16 protein-coding genes are annotated in these 18282 nt (G+C 40.2%); 12 read left to right on the forward strand and 4 right to left on the reverse strand.

Annotation, left to right across the window (positions count from 1 at the left end; genetic code table 11):
* Positions 1-345: 345 nt before the first annotated feature.
* Positions 346-2241, forward strand: a complete 1896-nt coding sequence (locus MUO15_RS20575; RefSeq protein ID WP_245032333.1) for a sensor domain-containing diguanylate cyclase — start codon at positions 346-348, stop codon at positions 2239-2241.
* 40 nt (positions 2242-2281) lie between these two features.
* Here MUO15_RS20575 and MUO15_RS20580 read toward each other — a convergent pair whose 3' ends face one another.
* Positions 2282-2761: a GAF domain-containing protein gene (locus tag MUO15_RS20580; protein WP_245032335.1), complete on the reverse strand. Its 480-nt coding sequence runs from the start codon at positions 2759-2761 to the stop codon at positions 2282-2284.
* Positions 2762-2880: 119 nt separating this feature from the next.
* Between MUO15_RS20580 and refZ the strand changes: the two genes are divergently transcribed.
* A complete protein-coding gene (refZ, locus tag MUO15_RS20585) occupies positions 2881-3489 on the forward strand; it encodes a forespore capture DNA-binding protein RefZ (RefSeq protein ID WP_245032337.1) in 609 nt (202 codons plus the stop codon).
* Here the strand turns inward: refZ and hisJ are convergent.
* A complete protein-coding gene (gene hisJ, locus MUO15_RS20590; RefSeq protein ID WP_245032339.1) occupies positions 3479-4279 on the reverse strand; it encodes a histidinol-phosphatase HisJ in 801 nt (266 codons plus the stop codon). The two genes, refZ and hisJ, sit on opposite strands and share 11 nt — an antisense overlap.
* A gap of 157 nt (positions 4280-4436) precedes the next feature.
* Here hisJ and ezrA point away from each other — a divergent pair, with 157 nt between their 5' ends.
* The 4 genes from ezrA (at position 4437) to MUO15_RS20610 (ending at position 10548) form a co-directional block, all read left to right on the forward strand.
* Positions 4437-6128, forward strand: a complete 1692-nt coding sequence (gene ezrA / locus MUO15_RS20595) for a septation ring formation regulator EzrA (RefSeq protein WP_245032341.1) — start codon at positions 4437-4439, stop codon at positions 6126-6128.
* Between the two features lie 291 nt (positions 6129-6419).
* Positions 6420-7562, forward strand: coding sequence for a cysteine desulfurase family protein (locus MUO15_RS20600; RefSeq protein ID WP_245032343.1), 1143 nt, complete (start codon positions 6420-6422; stop codon positions 7560-7562).
* A 2-nt stretch (positions 7563-7564) separates the two neighbouring features.
* A complete protein-coding gene (gene thiI / locus MUO15_RS20605; RefSeq protein ID WP_245032345.1) occupies positions 7565-8767 on the forward strand; it encodes a tRNA uracil 4-sulfurtransferase ThiI in 1203 nt (400 codons plus the stop codon).
* A 191-nt stretch (positions 8768-8958) separates the two neighbouring features.
* Positions 8959-10548 (forward strand): amidohydrolase, encoded by a 1590-nt coding sequence (locus tag MUO15_RS20610; protein WP_245032347.1) that lies wholly within the window; start codon positions 8959-8961, stop codon positions 10546-10548.
* Positions 10549-10594: 46 nt separating this feature from the next.
* Here MUO15_RS20610 and MUO15_RS20615 read toward each other — a convergent pair whose 3' ends face one another.
* Entirely contained in the window at positions 10595-11398 is an 804-nt protein-coding gene (locus tag MUO15_RS20615; protein WP_245032349.1) for an NAD kinase, read from the reverse strand.
* Between the two features lie 246 nt (positions 11399-11644).
* Between MUO15_RS20615 and MUO15_RS20620 the strand changes: the two genes are divergently transcribed.
* The 5 genes from MUO15_RS20620 (at position 11645) to MUO15_RS20640 (ending at position 16587) form a co-directional block, all read left to right on the forward strand.
* A complete protein-coding gene (locus MUO15_RS20620; RefSeq protein ID WP_245032351.1) occupies positions 11645-12637 on the forward strand; it encodes a class I SAM-dependent methyltransferase in 993 nt (330 codons plus the stop codon).
* Positions 12638-12760: 123 nt separating this feature from the next.
* Entirely contained in the window at positions 12761-13948 is a 1188-nt protein-coding gene (locus MUO15_RS20625; protein ID WP_245032353.1) for an acetate kinase, read from the forward strand.
* A 328-nt stretch (positions 13949-14276) separates the two neighbouring features.
* Positions 14277-14720 (forward strand): hypothetical protein, encoded by a 444-nt coding sequence (locus tag MUO15_RS20630; RefSeq protein ID WP_245032355.1) that lies wholly within the window; start codon positions 14277-14279, stop codon positions 14718-14720.
* A 526-nt stretch (positions 14721-15246) separates the two neighbouring features.
* The gene (locus MUO15_RS20635; protein WP_245032357.1) at positions 15247-16071 is read left to right on the forward strand and encodes an EcsC family protein; all 825 of its coding nucleotides are present in this window, start codon (positions 15247-15249) and stop codon (positions 16069-16071) included.
* Positions 16072-16074: 3 nt separating this feature from the next.
* The gene (locus MUO15_RS20640) at positions 16075-16587 is read left to right on the forward strand and encodes a MogA/MoaB family molybdenum cofactor biosynthesis protein (protein WP_245032359.1); all 513 of its coding nucleotides are present in this window, start codon (positions 16075-16077) and stop codon (positions 16585-16587) included.
* A 37-nt stretch (positions 16588-16624) separates the two neighbouring features.
* Here the strand turns inward: MUO15_RS20640 and MUO15_RS20645 are convergent, their stop codons facing one another.
* Positions 16625-17080: a universal stress protein gene (locus MUO15_RS20645; RefSeq protein WP_245032361.1), complete on the reverse strand. Its 456-nt coding sequence runs from the start codon at positions 17078-17080 to the stop codon at positions 16625-16627.
* Between the two features lie 281 nt (positions 17081-17361).
* Between MUO15_RS20645 and MUO15_RS20650 the strand changes: the two genes are divergently transcribed.
* A complete protein-coding gene (locus MUO15_RS20650) occupies positions 17362-18126 on the forward strand; it encodes an SDR family oxidoreductase (RefSeq protein WP_245032363.1) in 765 nt (254 codons plus the stop codon).
* Positions 18127-18282 lie beyond the last annotated feature (156 nt).

Here is an 18282-nt window from a genome sequence, read left to right on the forward strand (position 1 = left end):
TATTTTATTTTGCATAAAATAAAAACAGTGTGTGTTCCTCATAACGCTGCACATTTTGTTTTCATGCACCATCGCTCCAGCAGCAGAGAGTTACGCGATGCACCTCATAAGGCGAGGAACAAAATGAAATCAGGCGCCGGATTCACATAGGCTGCCGTTTATTTTACACAAAGGCTATTATAATTTTTTTTTATGTATAAGTCAAGGTATGTTTTTATAAGGGACCTTTAGCTATGTTATTTTCATAAAAATGTTTAATTTTAACACTTACTTTAACAAAAAAGGTATAAAGTAATGGTATAATAGGCTTAAACATATGTGCTGTAAGGTGGGAGTGAAATAATAATGAAACTGCAGGGGAAGGAAACAAATGGAGTACCATCCATTCAATCACGTTTATTAAATTTGTATTTCATGAGGACGGCTTTATCTTTTCAAAACTTTGTTACTGAATTAACAAATGAAATTCAAAACTTTTTGCAGGCAGATTTTGCTGCTTTCTACCTTTTAGATGAAGGGGAAGGAGATTATTGTCTAGTTTCAACCACTAGTGAAAATCACAAGTTTCCGGAACGAATAAATACCACCGAAACAGGCGATCCGTGCCGCCTCCTTAGCAGTCATTATGTAATAGCACGTTATAAGGCTCGTCCACTTGTATTACCATTAGGACCTAAAACAAGAAGGCTAGGCTATATTATGCTTCAACAGAGTCCATATACTAGAAGGAGCAGGGGCGAGCTTATAACCATAGCTTCTGAGGTCACTAAGTACTTAGTTAAAGCTGAGAGCTATTATACGGCTCATGATGAGAAGAAAAAATACGAGCTTTTATATAATATTACATCAAAGATACATTCCTCGATAGATATGGACGGTGTACTTAAAGAAGTTATTTCGACTCTAAGAAAAGTACACCCTGAGTACCACTATTACTTATCGTTATCACAGAACCACAACGCAAGTCATGACTTACCTGTGAGAGAGTTGTCTTATGAAGGCGGTAATTCAAATAGAGCAAGCACAAGGGCTTATCTGACAGGTGAGTGGCAAGTTGAAGTGCGTACAAAAGAGAAACAATCTTATTTGTATGCACCTCTTAAGGGTAAACAAGGAGTGTATGGAGTGCTGCAAATTGTTGCACCAAGTTACCTGTTTTTCGCGAAGAAAGATATTGAATTGTTCGTTCAGATTGCAAATACAGCTGGTAACGCGTTAGAAAATGCTAGATTATATCAGCATTCAAGAGAGCTAGTTAATGATTTGCAGCTAATTAACGAAACCGCCCATAAACTCAGTTCAAATATGCGTCTAACAGAGAAAATTACTTATATGACATCACAGATTAGTGATTTTTGTAAGGCGGACGAAGTAGGTTTTCTTTCCTTTCATCAGCAACAATCAAATAAGTATTCGGTCTTAAAAGGCAGTACGGCTTTTTTTAACAATCTTTCAGGTGAATCTCGGGACGTCATCTCGAAAATTGATCAGTTTGTTTTAGTTGAGAAAGAACCTGTTTTTATCGGTGACTTACGTACAAGGATTCATTCAGAGGTTGATTTTCCTTATAAATCGGTTATGGCCGTTCCAATGATAGATCATGAACAGTTAAACGGTCTTACAATAGTTCTTCATAGAGAACCCTACTTCTTTAGTTTCGAATCTTTTAAACTGCTTCAATCACTTGTGCATCATTCAACACTTGCTTTTGCCAATGCCATGCTAAGAGAAGAACTGGAGAAAACCGTTATCACCGACTACTTAACAAAACTTCACTCTAGAAACCATTTAGAAGAATGCGTCATCCGTCATCTGGAGTTAGACCAACAAGGGAGTTTCTTTTTATTTGACATTGATAACTTTAAACAAATCAATGATTCTTTTGGACACCAGACAGGAGATGAAGTCATTAAACAAGTTTCCGACGTTATGAAGCAGGAAGTCGGAATAAACGGTTTGGCTGCTAGGTGGGGAGGCGAGGAACTAGCTATTTACATGCCGGGATTTATGCATGAAGAAGCCTTATTGCTCGCAGAGTCCATTCGGGGGAGAGTTGCCCATATGACAGAACCGCTCGTCACTGTCTCTTGTGGAATTTGTTCTTGGATCGACGAAAGCAAACCATCAGCGAAGTCTCTTGTTCAACAAGCTGATAAGGCTCTTTATCGGGCAAAAAAGTCAGGGAAGAATCAGATCTGTTCAGCCCCAGTTCAGGAACATGAAAGAACCGCTCCAAAATAAAGGGCGGTTCTTTCATGTTTAAAGTATAAAGACTTCATGATTAAATATGCTTTTCTAATGTTTTAACAAAAAGGGATAGATGTTCTTCATCCGCTTCATCAAAGCGACCTATAGAGGGACTGTCTATATCTAAAACCCCATAGATTTGCCCGTCTTTGAAAATCGGAACGACGAGTTCTGATTGGCTGGCTGAATCACAGGCAATATGACCTGGGAAGGCATTCACATCATGGACTCGTTGAGAAGTACCCTCCGAGACAGCTGTTCCGCAAACCCCTTTACCAGCGGGGATACGTACACACGCTGGAAGACCTTGGAAAGGCCCTAAAACAAGTTCATTTTCCCTCCATACGTAAAAGCCTACCCAATTCACATCATCGAGAAATTGATTTAATAACGACGATGCGTTTGAGAGATTCGCTATTTCGTCAGGTTCGCCATCAAGCAGGGCATCTAGTTGTTTGATGAGCATGTGATATTGATCTTCCTTCGTTCCTTTATAATGTGTGGATTGAAACATAGTAAAGCCTCCTTAAGATTATTGTTCGACAGGATTCCTGCCGTCTTGTCGGTAATTGGTGTACGATTTTTAGAGGAAATTCATCGTTTGTAGGGAATTCCCTAGTAAGGAGGAATCCAATGATGAACCGTCAAAATTCAACAAGACAAAAGGTGTTAGATGTCGCATGCCAATTATTTTACAGTCAAGGGTTCAGCGGGACATCCGTTCGAGATATCGCCAATCGTGCAAAGGTTAACGTATCATTGATTCATTACTACTTTAAAAGTAAACAAGGGCTGTTCGAATCACTAGCTATTCATTATTTTGAACCCTACCTTGAAATAATCGAACAAGAGGTTAATACAAATGCGGAACAAAATTTAGAATCATTAGTGAAAAGAATTTTACATTATAAGCAGGAACATTATCAACTTTCTTGTTTGGTCAATCGAGAGTTAACATTAAATACAGTATTTGCCAGAGAAATGCTGGTAACCTATTTAGCTAAAGAAAACCATTTGCTCACAAAGCTTTTATTTAACAAAACGAACAAGCTTGAGATCACATATAGAGAAAAATTGTGCTTAGTCCAGCTTAAGGGGTTATTAAATGCACCGTTCGTTATGCCACTAGAATTTCAAGAGTCGCTGCACTCGGATACATCGATAGCTCATTTTATTGATGTGTACAGTTCCCTTATGATGGATCGTAAAGCGTTAAAAGCAAAACGAGTCTTTAGCGTATGAGAGAAGAATCAAGTCCATCATAGTCCTGTGTGATTGCAGAGCTGCTGTGTGCATCTGAACCGTATATAAGTGGAATTCCCTTTGCAGAAGCCTTTCTAGCAATCTTTAGTGGTGGATAGGCTTCTTTGCAATGTTCTTTGTACATCCCCGCTCCATTATAATCAAGTGTCATTGAACCTTCTTTCACATGGTCTAAAAAATCTATGGCCATCTGTTCCCATGCTACAGGCGGTTCATAAAGCTGCTGGAATTTCTTAATTAGTGTCATATGACCAATCCTGTTAGGCTTATGGACTCCTAGATCAGCTGAAATAGATTGAACTAAAACATCATAATATAACTGATACAAATTGTTCGGGCTGCCGCTTGCTGCCAGGGCTTCTCTGTATACAGATGCACTGTAATCAATACAGTACCAATCCTTCTTTATGGGTAAAAAATGAACAGATAGAATGCTGTCGTCAAGAAAGCGTCCGTATTCATCTAAAAAAAGCTTCGTTTCCTCCTCAAAGCCTGAAATATAATCAACCTCGAGCCCGACCTTAACCTCAATGTCAGATTCGTAAGTTTTCTTCACATTTCTCACATTATTTATATAAGCTTCGAGAAGCCGTGGGTTCATCCCACTATCCTTGGTTGGTACAGGATCATTAAAGGATGGGGGCAAGGGGGCGTGCTCAGTAAATGTCATAGATGTATATCCAGTTTTAATTGCTTGTTCCACGTAAGATTCAAGGGAGTCAGAAGTCCCGTGTGGACAGTAAGGCGAATGAATATGACCGTCAATCATATGTTTACTCTTCCTCTCCTTTGCATTAATTGTCAATATGTTAATAAATTTGAAATATTTTAGCCAAAATGATTATATCCATGGTATCATAAGAGATAACTAATTTTTAATAAAAACGTAAAGATCTGCGAACGTGTATTTTGTAAGGAGGCTGTTTATGAGGTACTTCATTGGGGGCATTTTAGTACTGATCGCACTGATCATCTTCGGATTGATCTGGCGAAAGAAAGTATATGATGAAGTCGACCGTTTAGAGGGATGGAAGATGGACATCATGAATCGTAATGTAACAGAAGAATTATCCCGTGTAAAAGCATTAAATCTCTCTGGTCAAACTCAGGAGCGGTTTGAAACGTGGCGTAGTCGCTGGGATGAGATTTTAACTAGAGAACTTCCCGATCTAGAAGAAGACCTGTTTGATGCTGAAGAAGCAGCTGATCGTTATCGGATGAAACGTGTAAGAAAAGTGCTGAATCACACGGAGAAAAAGCTGCAAGCTGTTGAGCAAGATATAGAAGAAATGTTTAATGAGTTAGAAGTGCTGTTAGATTCGGAGAAAAGCAGTCGCTTAGAAATTGAAGCTTTAGCTCCTGACTTAAAAGAATTGAAGAAGAAGCTCATACATAACCGGCATCAATACGGTAAGGCTGTTCGATTGTTTGAATCTAGAGCTGAAGAGCTGGAAAGTGACCTAGATAAGTATGAGGAAAAAGTTGAGCAGGGAAATTATTTGGAAGCAAATGATCTTGTTCAGTCGGTCCGCGATAAACTTGTTCTTTTATCTGAAGAAGCAGCGTCCTTCCCGGAGCATTTAAAGAAAACTCAAACCGAACTTCCTGAACAGTTATCAGAGCTGCTGGCTGGTATGCGAGATATGGACGAGGAAGGCTACCGTGTTTCACACCTTGGTTTTATACCAGAAATAGAGAATTATCAGGAACAACTGAAAAAAAGTGTGGAATCTCTGGAGAAAGGTGATCAAGAAGGCGTTCAAGCGCTGATAGAGGAAATCGATACACGAATTCAGGAAATTTATCAAACACTCGAACAAGAAGCTCTTGCTAACACATTTGTTGAGAAACAGCGTCCCTCCTTCCAGGCATCTCTTGAAGAGTTGGATACGTTGTTACAAGAGACAAACCGAGAGTTAGACGACTTACAGGTGACCTATCAAATGGAGTCTGATGATCTAGAAACCCACCGTACAATAGATCAATCCATGACACTTCTAAAGAAAAAGTACCTAAACTTTGAAAAAAAACGTGAAGATGGGGAAACTTCTTTTTCAGAGCTTCGGGTTGAGCTTGAGGAATTTAAAGAACAGCTAGGCGAGCTTAATGTTAAGCACAAGAGCTTTAACGAACGGGTGCAAACCCTTCGTAAAGATGAGCTTGAAGCTAAAAATAAGTTAGCTGAAATGGAACAGTTGATTCTTGACACTCATCGACGGTTGAAAAGAAGTAATCTACCTGGCATTCCTGTCTATTTTTTCGAGGAAATGCAAAAAGCCGGTGAAGATATTGATCATGTGTTTCAAAGCCTCGAATTACAGCCGTTGGACATGGTGGAAGTGAATGATAAGCTTGGAGCAGCAATCGAACATACACAGGCGGTTAATCAAGATGCCGAAGTTCTTATTAAAAAGGCCCATCTAGTTGAGCGTCTCATTCAATATGGAAACCGCTATCGCAGTAAGTATCCTTTATTAGCTGCAGAACTGCTTGAAGCTGAAAATGATTTCAGATCTTACCGTTACGAGGAAGCTTTAGAAAAAGCTAGTTCAGCAATAAAGGAAGTTGATCCAGATGCATTCAGCCGCATTGAAGAAGGAGAACAAGTACCTGTTTAGGAAGTTTAACAGTTGATCGTTAACGGAAGAAATGGGTAAGACTGAAGGCCTTACAAAGAAACCATAAATGGAGACGCACGTGATAATGGGAAATTGGGCTGAAGATATGAGGGAAGGTGGAAAGCTACGCATTGACACTCTCCTTCACACACAAAATCTAAATTAGATCGATTTGCATTAAGCTAGCATCTAACAAGGATGCTAGCTTTATTTATGAGTGCAAATATTTATTTCCGGAGCATGTTATGATAGTATAATGGACTGCCAACGTAGAAAAGGGGTGCCACCGAATTGATTTATTTAGATAATAGCGCGACAACGAAACCATTACCAGAGGTACTGGAAAGTTATATGAAGGCAGCAACGACCTATTATGCTAACCCTTCTTCTATCCACCTTTTAGGAAGTGAAGCGGAAAGACTGCTTACAAAATCACGGAACATGGTGGCTGCTATAATGGGGATCGAGGCTAATGAGGTTCTGTTTACTTCTGGAGGTACGGAAGCTAACAACTTGGCTATTAAAGGAATTGCTCTTCAGCATCAAAATAGAGGAAAGCATATGATTACAACACAGATCGAGCATCCATCGGTATTAGAAGCTTTCCGTGGGCTGGAGGACCTTGGATTTGAGGTGACCTATCTCGGTGTAGATCAGGAAGGTTACGTCGACCCTTGCGATCTCGAAAATACAATACGCGAAGATACCATCTTAGTAAGCATTATGTCAGTTAATAATGAACTTGGGACGATTCAGCCTGTTCAGGAAATCGGGAAGATAGCAAAAAAGTATCCGAAGTTGTTTTTCCACGTTGATCATGTTCAAGGACTTGGAAAAGTACCGATGAATGTTGGGCAGTCAAACATTGATTTGTGCTCAGTATCTGGACATAAAATTCACGGGTTAAAAGGAACAGGGGCATTGTTTGTGCGCGGCAATGTAACCCTGTTTCCGTTGCTGCATGGTGGCAGTCAAGAGAATGGGAAGCGAGCTGGGACAGAGAACTTGCCAGCGGTTGTGGCCTTTGCTAAAGCACTAAGGTTAATTATGGATAAGGAACAAAATCACTTGCCAGAGTTAATTAGTCTTCAAAAATATGTTAGGCACCAGCTTAGTCAAATAGATTCATTGCTTATTAATTCTCCTGTCAATAGTGCTCCACACATCGTAAATGTTTCACTACCTGGATTTAAGCCAGAAGTAATCATTCATACACTAGCCCAGAGAGGAATTTATATTTCTACAAAATCTGCTTGCTCCTCTAAACAACCGGATGTTAGTTCAGTTTTGAAGGCTTGTCGGATAGATGCTTCCCGGACAACTTCATCGTTAAGAATTAGCTTGTCCTATCAAAATACAGTGACAGAAATTGATCAATTCATTCAAGCACTAAAAGAGGCGATTGTTCATTTAAAAACATCGATGGGGAGGTAACTATGGAATTTGATCACATTTTAATTCGCTATGGTGAATTGTTTATAAAAGGGAAAAACAGAAAGTATTTTGAACGTAAACTACAAAGTAATTTAATCAAAAAGTTGAAGGAATTCAACAATGTTCGTGTTTCTAAAAAAAGGGACCGGATGTATGTGCTCCTAAACGGTGAAGATCCTTATCAAGTAATGAATAAGTGTCAGCTAGTCTTTGGAATCCATACCTTAAGTTTTGCAATAAAAGTGGAGAAAGATGCAGATGTAATAAAGCAGGCAGCATTGGCTGCGTTACAAGATTCTCCTGAAGCACGAACATTTAAAGTGTCAGCTAAGCGAGCCGACAAGGAGTTCCCAATCCGCTCGCAAGACTTGAATCAACTGATCGGCGGGTATGTACTCTCAAATACGGAAGGGATCACTGTTAACGTTCATCACCCGGATGTTGAGTTAAAGGTAGAGGTCCGAAATGATGCTGCTTATATAACTGCACAGGATTACCCGGGTGCCGGCGGACTTCCGGTCGGGACAACTGGTAATTCACTGCTCCTTCTTTCAGGGGGGATCGATAGCCCGGTTTCAGGATATTTGACATTGAAGCGGGGCGTGGAGCTTGAAGCCATTCATTTTCATTCTCCCCCCTATACGAGTGAACGTGCCAAGCAAAAGGTGCTGGACCTTGCGAGCGAACTTTCTAAGTACGGGAACAAAATAAAGGTCCATATTATTCCTTTTACCGCTATCCAGGAGAAAATTCACCGTGAGACACCTGAAGGGTACAGTATGACGATTATGCGCAGGATGATGATGAGAATTAGTGCGCAAATAGCTAAGCAACAAGAAATTTTATCTTTGACGACCGGGGAGAGCCTTGGTCAAGTGGCAAGTCAAACGATGGAAAGTATGAATGCCATTAATGAAGTAACGAACTTACCTATTATTCGCCCGTTAGCAGCTATGGATAAGCTTGAAATTATAGGTGTTTCAAGAAAGATTAACACGTATGATCTTTCTGTGCTTCCGTATGAAGACTGTTGCACGATTTTTGTACCGAAAGCTCCGAAAACTAAGCCAACAAGGGAAAAAGCGAGCTATTATGAGTCTACTGTCGAGTTCAGTCAGGATATTGCTGACGCCATTGAGCAATCCTATATCGTGGAAGTAAATGGTAATGAAGAAAGTAAAGACGAGTTTGAGGATTTGCTTTAAGTGGAAGGCTCACGTTGCATCGCATCGTGAGCTTTTTACGAGGGATTGCGCTTCGTGTGTCAAATATGCAAATTTCAGCTTCAATGGTTCAAAAACGGTGTATTTTCGAGTCTATACTTGCAACACAATTTTTTACTTTTTCGGCCAAATTATGTATTGTAAAAATAGAATCAATAGGAAGGGGCAGGTAAATGAAGTTATGGTATGGCGGTAAAATATATACGATGAAAACGGAGGGGGAATGGGTTGAGGCAGTTATTTCTGATGGTGGAACAATTGTAGCTACAGGACAGACTCAAGACCTTTATACTTCCTACCAAGAGTCTATCACGGAGGAAATCAATTTAAAAGGGGCCGTGATGTACCCTGGTTTTACGGATAGTCACCTTCATATCATCGGCCACGGGGAAAGGCTTATGCGGCTTGATTTATCTTTTATGAAGTCAGCTGAAGAGGTGAAGCAAGCCTTAAGCCTTCATGCTGAACAGCTAGATAAAGGTGACTGGATCATTGGTGAAGGTTGGAATGAAAATCAGTGGGAAGATAAACGCATCATACATAAAGATGAGTTAGATGAGCTGACAAGCAACCATCCGATCGTGCTCACAAGAGTATGTCGCCATGCTTTGCTAGCCAATTCAAAAGCAATGGAGCTTGCTGGAGTGAATAGGCAGACGCCTGATCCTCAAGGTGGTGTGATCGTACGTGACGGCCAACTCGAACCAATGGGTTACTTTCATGATCAAGCACAGGATTTAATTAAGCAGGCAATGCCTGAGGTTACTCTAGAATACTTAAGAAAAGCGACAGGGCTTGCTGTTAGTGATATGCATGCTCATGGTCTGGTTGGAGGTCATAGCGAAGATCTTAATTATTACGGTGGCTTTAAAAAGACTTATGATGCCTTTACTGAGGTGATTAATGGGGATGACGTTAAGTTTCGGGCTCACCTGCTCGTGCATAATGGAGTACTGGAGGATATGGATGAAGAGGGTTTAGGGTTTAAGAAAGGTACGGAATTTGTGGAGCTTGGCGCTGTGAAAATTTTCACTGATGGAGCACTTGGCGGCAGAACAGCGTGGTTGGCTGATGATTATGCTGACGATGAGGGAAATCGAGGTGTGGCCATCTATACAGAGGACCAACTGAAAGAAATTGTCCTTAAGGCGCGCAAACGGAACATGCCTATCGCTGTGCATGCTATTGGAGATGCTGCAACGGAAGCGATTGCCAATGTTATTATGGAATATCCTCTCCAAACAGGTGAAAGAGATCGGATTATTCATGCCCAAATTTTAAGCCCAGGACTGATAGATAAATTAAAGAGGCTGAATGTTATTCTTGATATCCAGCCTACTTTTGTTGCTTCAGATTTTCCTTGGGTGATGGATCGTCTTGGTCATGTTCGCTTAAAAACCTCCTATTCGTGGAAGACGCTGTTGGATGCTGGTATTGTCTGTGCCGGGGGATCTGATGCTCCAATTGAGGAAATAAACCCACTGCTTGGAATACGAGCTGCGGTAGATCGTCGTGCAAGCTACGACAATCAAGTGTACCAGACTGAAGAACGTCTCTCCGTATATGAAGCCATTTCCTTATATACAAAGGGAAGTGCTTATGCCATTGGGAGAGAGGATTTACAAGGAATGATTGAAACAAATTTCGTTGCTGATTTTACCATTTTGGATCGAGATTTATTCGCCCTTAAACCACATGAATTGGCAGATGCTATGGTAACGATGACGGTAGTAGATGGTGAGATCATGTACCAACGAGTATAAGGAAAAGCCAGGCTTATTGCCTGGCTTTCGCATTTGAACAGATTTTTTATAAAAAGGTACGCTGAACCCGTTCCCAATAGGAGTTATTTTTCAATTTCACTGTCTTTATCACTTTGTCACTTAATTTTACAGTTATGTCTTTGATGTTACGGATGGAGAAGGCTTCATTATCCATGCCGATAATTGGGTAGTCGTTACCGTCTTGACGAACACTCAATCTCAGTGTTCGCTCAGGGCCTAAAATAAAGGACGAACCGAGTGTACGGTAGCGATTATTATTTAGTGAGGCAAGCTCGCTTACTTGAAAGCAAGGCAGTTTCGGATCGACAACAGCGCCCTTTGTCGATTTGTTATAGCCCGTGCTGCCCGTCGGAGTTGCCACGATCAACCCATCGCCACGAAACGTTTCAAAGTAAGTATCGTCAATAAATACATCTATTACAATCGATTTAATAAGGGTGGAGCGGACGCTGCACTCGTTTAAACAACAATAGCTTGATTCATTATTCACGGTCGATTCAATGACTGGAAAACGGCGAACCTCAAGTTCGGCATTAAGCATGGAATCGACCATTTCATTGTAATTATCTAGGTTAAAGTCACAGTAAAGTCCAGCCTCATCTTTGCTCCTAATTCCAACGTACAAGCAGTCTTGGCGAAAGCCTGTTTTTCTAACTGCTTGAAGGAATGTACCGTCTCCTCCTACAGATATAATAATATTTGCATCCTTGGAATCATCAACAATGTTAAAATCATTTTCTATCGCAAGCTGATATAAGGGTGCAAGTTTTTCTTCTAACTCGTCATTTGGATGATAATAAAAATAGAGATTTCTGCGTTGATTGGACATTGCGAAAGCCTCCTAAGTGGGATTCATTATGTATTTTACCACACTATAGCAGACGGATGAATAGGTGGGAATTGTGATCGGGGATTGAATGAATAGGACCAGACGAATGGATTATGTTGAAGTCCGTTCAATTTTTCGTTATGGTTGTGAATAGAATCAAGGGCTTGACTGAGAACGCATGGAACGGACGCTGCAATGCGTTCTATTCGTATGAGATGAAAGTCGGAAACAAACAGGAGGATTATGATGAAACAAGAGCAGGTAGGTAAGTTATATGAATGGATTGATGAGACAGCAACCATTGTCGAAATGGATATGAATATTACGTACTTAGAAGCAGTTGCTGAAACGCTGGATACATTATTTAATGGGCAGCCTTTTGATGATATAAGCGAGCAATTGTCTACTAAATTGACAAACCAGTTAGTGAAAATAACTAAAGGGGAGTACGAGAAAGAAGAAATACGTAAAGCCGTACAACTTGCTATTTTAAAGGGAATGAAGGGTGCAACACAGCAACAACACCTGATAACACCTGATTCTGTAGCCATGTTTATGGGGTATATTGCCTCAAAGTTATTTGAAGGGGAAGGGAAGCTGAAACTGTTTGACCCTGCTGCCGGTACTGGGAACTTAATAACGTCAGTAATGAACCAGCTTGAGCTGGACCTTACAGCCTACGGTAGTGAAGTGGACCATACATTAATTCAATTAGCTGTAGCCAATGCAAATTTACAAGAGAATCCTATTGAGTTTTTCCATCAGGATAGTCTACGCCCGTTCTTAATGGAGCCGGTCGACTTTGTTTTTGGCGATCTTCCAGTGGGGTATTATCCGGATGATGTACAAGCTAAACAATATAACCTAAAAGCTGAAGAAGATCACTCCTATGCCCATCATTTGTTTATTGAACAAGGGCTAAATTATACAAAAGCCGGAGGATATTTAATGTTTATCGTTCCAAATTTCCTCTTCGACAGTGATCAGTCTCAGTCCCTTAACGAGCATCTTAGAGAGGAAGCGCATATTGTTGGAATGCTTCAGCTGTCAGATTCGCTTTTTAAGGACGAAAAGCACGGTAAAAGTATCTTAATTTTGCAGAAGAAAGGTGAGAAAACAAAACCTCCTAAGCAAGCGCTGTTGGTAAAGCTTCCATCCTTTAAGAACCCGGATGCAATGGCAGATATTCTTGCTCAAATGAATCAGTGGTTCAGTGAATATAAAACGATGAAATTGTGAGAATATAAGAAATATATCAAGTAAACGTTATCATGTTCCTTTCACCTTGAAAACGAGTCATACGGGTGGTTAAATGGTAGTGGTAGAAAGATACGAACCTATATTTTAAGGGGATGAACAACGTTGAATAGTATTCTTGCGATAAATGCAGGTAGTTCTTCTTTAAAATTTCAATTGATCGAAATGCCTGAAGAAACAGTTGTAACAAAGGGTCTGATTGAACGTATTGGCCTGGAGGACGCTGTCTTTACAATAGAATTTAATGGAGAAAAGGATAAAACGGTAACAAGCATTCCCGATCATAGTGTGGCTGTTTCATTGCTTTTAGATAAGCTTACAGGTCACGGAATTATCCAATCTCTCGATGAAATAAACGGGGTAGGACACCGTGTTGTGCATGGTGGTGAGCGCTTTAGTGAATCTGTCTTGATTACAGATGACGTCATTAAGGAGATTGAAGGTGTATCTGATCTGGCACCACTTCACAATCCTGCTAACTTGACCGGAATTCGTGCTTTTAGGGAAGTATTGCCTAATGTGCCGCATGTCGCTGTATTCGACACAGCTTTCCACCAAACGATGCCGGAACAATCTTATTTATATAGCCTGCCTTATGAATACTACGAAGAGTATGGAATTCGTAAATACGGCTTCCATGGTACGTCACATAAGTATGTCACAGAACGTGCTTCTGAAATGCTTGGTCGTCCAGTAGAACAACTTCGCTTGCTCTCCTGCCATCTTGGGAACGGAGCAAGTATTGCAGCGATTGAAGGTGGAAAGTCGATTGATACATCGATGGGCTTCACACCACTTGCCGGAGTGACTATGGGTACACGTTCGGGGAATATTGACCCTGCCCTCATTCCATTTATCATGGACAAGACGGGTAAATCGGCTAGTGAAGTGATGAATGTATTAAACAAAGAGAGTGGAATGCTTGCGCTTTCAGGTTTCTCAAGTGACTTACGAGATATTGAAGAAAAAGCATCTGAAGGTGATGAGCGTGCAGAACTAGCACTGGAAGTGTTTGCTAACCGGATTCATAAATATATCGGTTCTTACGCTTCTCGTATGCACGGCATTGATGGCATTATTTTTACTGCTGGTGTCGGTGAAAATAGTACATCGATTCGCGAACGTGTGTTAAGAGGCCTAGAGTTTATGGGAGTGTACTGGGATCCTTCTCTAAATCAGGTAAGAGGCAAAGAAGCATTTGTCAATTATCCGCATTCACCTGTTAAAGTGATGGTCATTCCTACGAACGAAGAAGTTATGATTGCTCGTGACACAGTTGAAAAAGGCTTATAAGGCTTGATATGATGGGGTTTTGGTTATCTAAATAATTAAAAAATTGGTTAATACAGTGTCTTATTAACCAAGACAAACTTTCTGAGTGATTCTGTTCTTATGTAATTAAATTGCATAAGAAGGGGGTCGCTCATTTTTTATGCCTAGACCACAAGACCGAAAAACAAAAAGGTATCAACGGAAGAAGAAATAGTAACCTAGATGATGCAAGAAACCTGGGAACCTCTCTATTCGAGGAGTCAAAGGATCGATCCCTTTAATTTTTGCATCTCTTACCCTGGGAATTTCCACAGCGGCCTTTTGGACATTTTCCAGATCTTTTATTGAAGTGGCTGGTGATTATAGTGATTGGCAGCTTTCTGGATTTTGGGTCATTATAGGACTATTTGGTGTGCTAGGAGGGTTTTCAGGTTCTTTAGTTGAAAAAAGGAGACTGTCTTTAGCTTATAAGTTAGGGAGTTTGTTGATTGCTTCAGCTTCGATCATTCTATCTTTTTCACCTGGGAACTTGTTAATGACTTACCTATCGGCTGGACTCTTCGGTTGCTCCTATATATTTTTAACCGGAGTTCTTCTTGTCTGGGGAAGCCGTGTATTTATTACGAATGCATCATTAGGTATTGGCGTTCCATTTTTACTTTTGGCGGTGGGGCAAGTCATAGGTTCGTTAGTCGCTGGATTGTTTATTGGAATATGGGGCTATGTTACTTCTTTTATACTTTATGGATTAGTTGGTATGGTGGCTACCCTTATAGCTCCAAAAAAGAGTTAGAAAGATAGTGGTTTGATATCCTATGAAACAAGAAAGTGATTAGGAACACACAATAAAACAAGAATACCATGTATTTCTGTTAAATAATCTTGATATCGAGTCTTGAAGATCAGCGCGATTGCTAAGTAGTGAATTGTGATCTTTCTTCATATATGAGCCATTTAATTGAATAAAGCTAACATTAAGCACAAAAAAATTAAACGCAATCCTATTTTGCATCAAAGTGATACGGTAAAGTATATCCTTAATAAACATATTACATGTGAATTAGAGGGGAGAGGATTTTTGTGCTTAATTACGATAACCGGAAACCTGTATCCGTGCAAAATATAGAGAGTGGGGAAGTTTCTTTTAAAACGTATTTTAATTATATATAAGCGGGGAACATCCTTTGAAAAGTGCATCTAGCAGTGTTCCTTCTTTTTTTGTACAAAATGGACCTTTATATGTCTGCTCCAGTTTGATTTTCCTTTTCAGTCCATTCAAGCTACAATTAAGGTAAAGAGCTATTGAAGGAGTGGTGTTTTTGACTAATGAACGTATGATGAGAGGAATAGACAAATGGCAGGAACATCAGTCCAGCTATCAAGCCAATGACTTCGAAGTCCTGTATGATCATTGGATTCGTGACTCTTTTAATCAGATTCATCCTGATGTAAAACAGAAGTTTTTTTCAAGATTAGACGGGTGGCTTTTTCATACTCACGCTTTTCTCCAAGGTTCTGCTTTTCAAAATGATGCGCGTGAACGAATATTGACGGTTGGTCGTATTTTTCGATCTGATGTGACTTATGTGGAGGATATGAGACAATTGGATGTGAACCAACTAACTTACATAGCTGATCAGCAAGTGGCAAGAGGACGTTTATATTCCTTTGCACAAGGGGGATTAACGGGGACTGGGGGATGGTTGTTGCTTGGTGTTGATTTTCCGTTGATGACGATTTTGAATTTGCGGGCCGTTCAATTAATCGGGTTAACATTTGGTCATGAGATGAACCATCCCTATGAAATGATGATCTCATTTAAAGTATTTCATGCGGCGATGCTGCCTAAGCGTCTTCAATCAGCAGCATGGAATGATTTAATTGAGGAAATAAAGAGAAATGAGCATCCCTATGTGTATGAAGGGAATGACCAAATCACAGGTGAGGCGTGGTTAGAACAACCTTTGAAGCAGTCATTTAAGTCATTGTTCATTTTAATGTTTAGGCGGAAGCTGTTTCAAGGCATTCCTCTTGTAAGTGTCGCAATCGGCGCTTATTCCAATTATCAATTGACTAAACAAATGACAGAATTTGCGATGAAGTTTTACCAATACAGACATTTGATGATGGAACAGGAGGGATAGGAGATGGCTGTTGATCAGCACAAAAAGAAGGCACCTAAAAGTGTTCGGTGCACGATTATTACTGTTAGTGACACGAGAACAAAGGAAACAGATAAAAGCGGAAAGCTTATGATTGAAAAGCTTGAAGCGGCCCAACATGTAGTGCTTGAACATCAGATTATTAAGGATGAAAGAGCGGCTATAGAAACAGCGGTGCGGCAAGGGATTCGTGATGAAAGTGTCGAGGTAGTTTTAACAAATGGGGGGACGGGAATCGCAGTGCGGGATGTGACGATTGAGACCGTGACCTCTCTATTTGAAAAGGAAATACCGGGTTTTGGTGAATTGTTTCGTATGCTTAGTTATACAGAGGATATTGGATCTGCTGCTATTCTTTCACGAGCCACAGCGGGTGTGAGCGGAGGGACAGCAATATTCTCAACCCCTGGGTCAAGCGGTGCAGTAAAGCTTGCTATGGATAAGCTCATTTTACCTGAAATCACACATGTGATGAGAGAGGTTCACAAGGATTTATAGGGAAAATAATGAAGACGCTGATTTTCAGCGTCTTTACTTATTCATCATCTTTGTTATCGTCACGTACTACGAGGACATCACAAGTTGCGTATCTAATAATGTGTTCGGAAACACTGCCGATAAAGAAGCGTTCCATGACATTCAAGCCAGTAGCTCCGCAAATGATTAGGTCAGCTTGATGTTTAGGAGCAACGTCTTTTGCAATTTTTACTTTTGGTGAACCATAATCGATGTCAATTACCACATTCGTTACACCAGCTGCTTCGGCTTTCTTTTGGTAATCTTCAAGCAGCTCTGTTGCATATTTTTCTGCACGGATGGCAAGGGAACGATCGTACGCTTCTACGGTTGAAAATGCACGGGTATCAACGATGTGGGATAAAATCAGCTTGGACTGGTTTCGATTCGCGATATCAATGGCTTTATTAAACGCTACCTCTGCTGTTTCTGAACCATCAACGGCTACAACGATATCCTTGTACTCAAATGTCATTATGAACTCTCCCTTCCTTTTATTATCTATATTATAACACGATGAAAGCTGTGAAAGCGATTACCATTCCCTGAAGTACGTTTTTAGAAAAGCCACTAATGGACAAAGGGAATAACAGAAGTAGTTCAGGAAAAAGGTTGTAAGTAATCCTTTAGTTTCAGGCGTAACAGCTGAACCTTATTCTCTATTTGTAGTAAAGTATGTTTAGGGTCTTAAATTTTGAAATGAGCTGGTGTGCGAGAAAACACTGTATGAAATTATAAACTCCACTGAAGGGAGAAATGCTTATGCGTCATGCGATCATTACCGCAGGAACAAAAGGATTAGGAAAAAAAGTAACGGAACAATTTTTACAAGCAGGACATTCTGTTACGGTTACATATAGGAGCGATAAGAAGAAGGCCGAAGAGCTTATCGAACAATATGCATCTATGAACAAACACATTCAACTGATCCAGGTAGACGTCACATCACAAGCAGATCTCAAACGGCTTGTCAAGGAAACGATGGATCGTTTCGGGAGAATAGATTTTCTAATTAATAATGCAGGTCCATATATTTTTGAGCGGAAAAAGCTGGTCGATTATTCTGATGACGAATGGAATGCCATGATCAGAGGAAACCTAGACTCAGCATTTTATTTACTTAAACAGATCATTCCAATTATGAGAGTTCAATCATTTGGCCGAATTATAAACTATGGCTTTCAAGGAGCGGGGTCTTCATCCGGATGGATTTATCGTTCCGCCTTTGCTGCAGCGAAAGTAGGCTTGGTTTCATTAACGAAAACGATTGCTTTTGAAGAAGCGGAATATGGTATCACTTCAAATATGGTTTGCCCAGGAAACATTACAGGTGAAATGAAAGAGGCTTCCATTGAACAAGGCAGAAAAATCAGCGATAAGAAAACCCCAATTGGGAGGCCCGGTACAGGGGAAGATATTGCTCGAACGATCGCTTTCCTCTGTGAAGAGCAATCGGATATGATTACAGGCACAATTTATGAAGTCACTGGTGGATTAGATGTTATTAACCGTTATCGCTGAAAAAGGTTAATTCACTTTGTTTATGAATACTATAGCTGCAAGTAGGAATTTGTTACAATGAAAGTGCTTACAGAATAACTGCTTATTCACTTGTTTAAAATAATGATATAGTGTAATTTGTCCGGATAGGACTAATATCTATCCGGTTGGAAGTGA

The organism is Halobacillus amylolyticus (assembly GCF_022921115.1).
Classification (GTDB): domain Bacteria; phylum Bacillota; class Bacilli; order Bacillales; family Halobacillaceae; genus Halobacillus_A; species Halobacillus_A amylolyticus.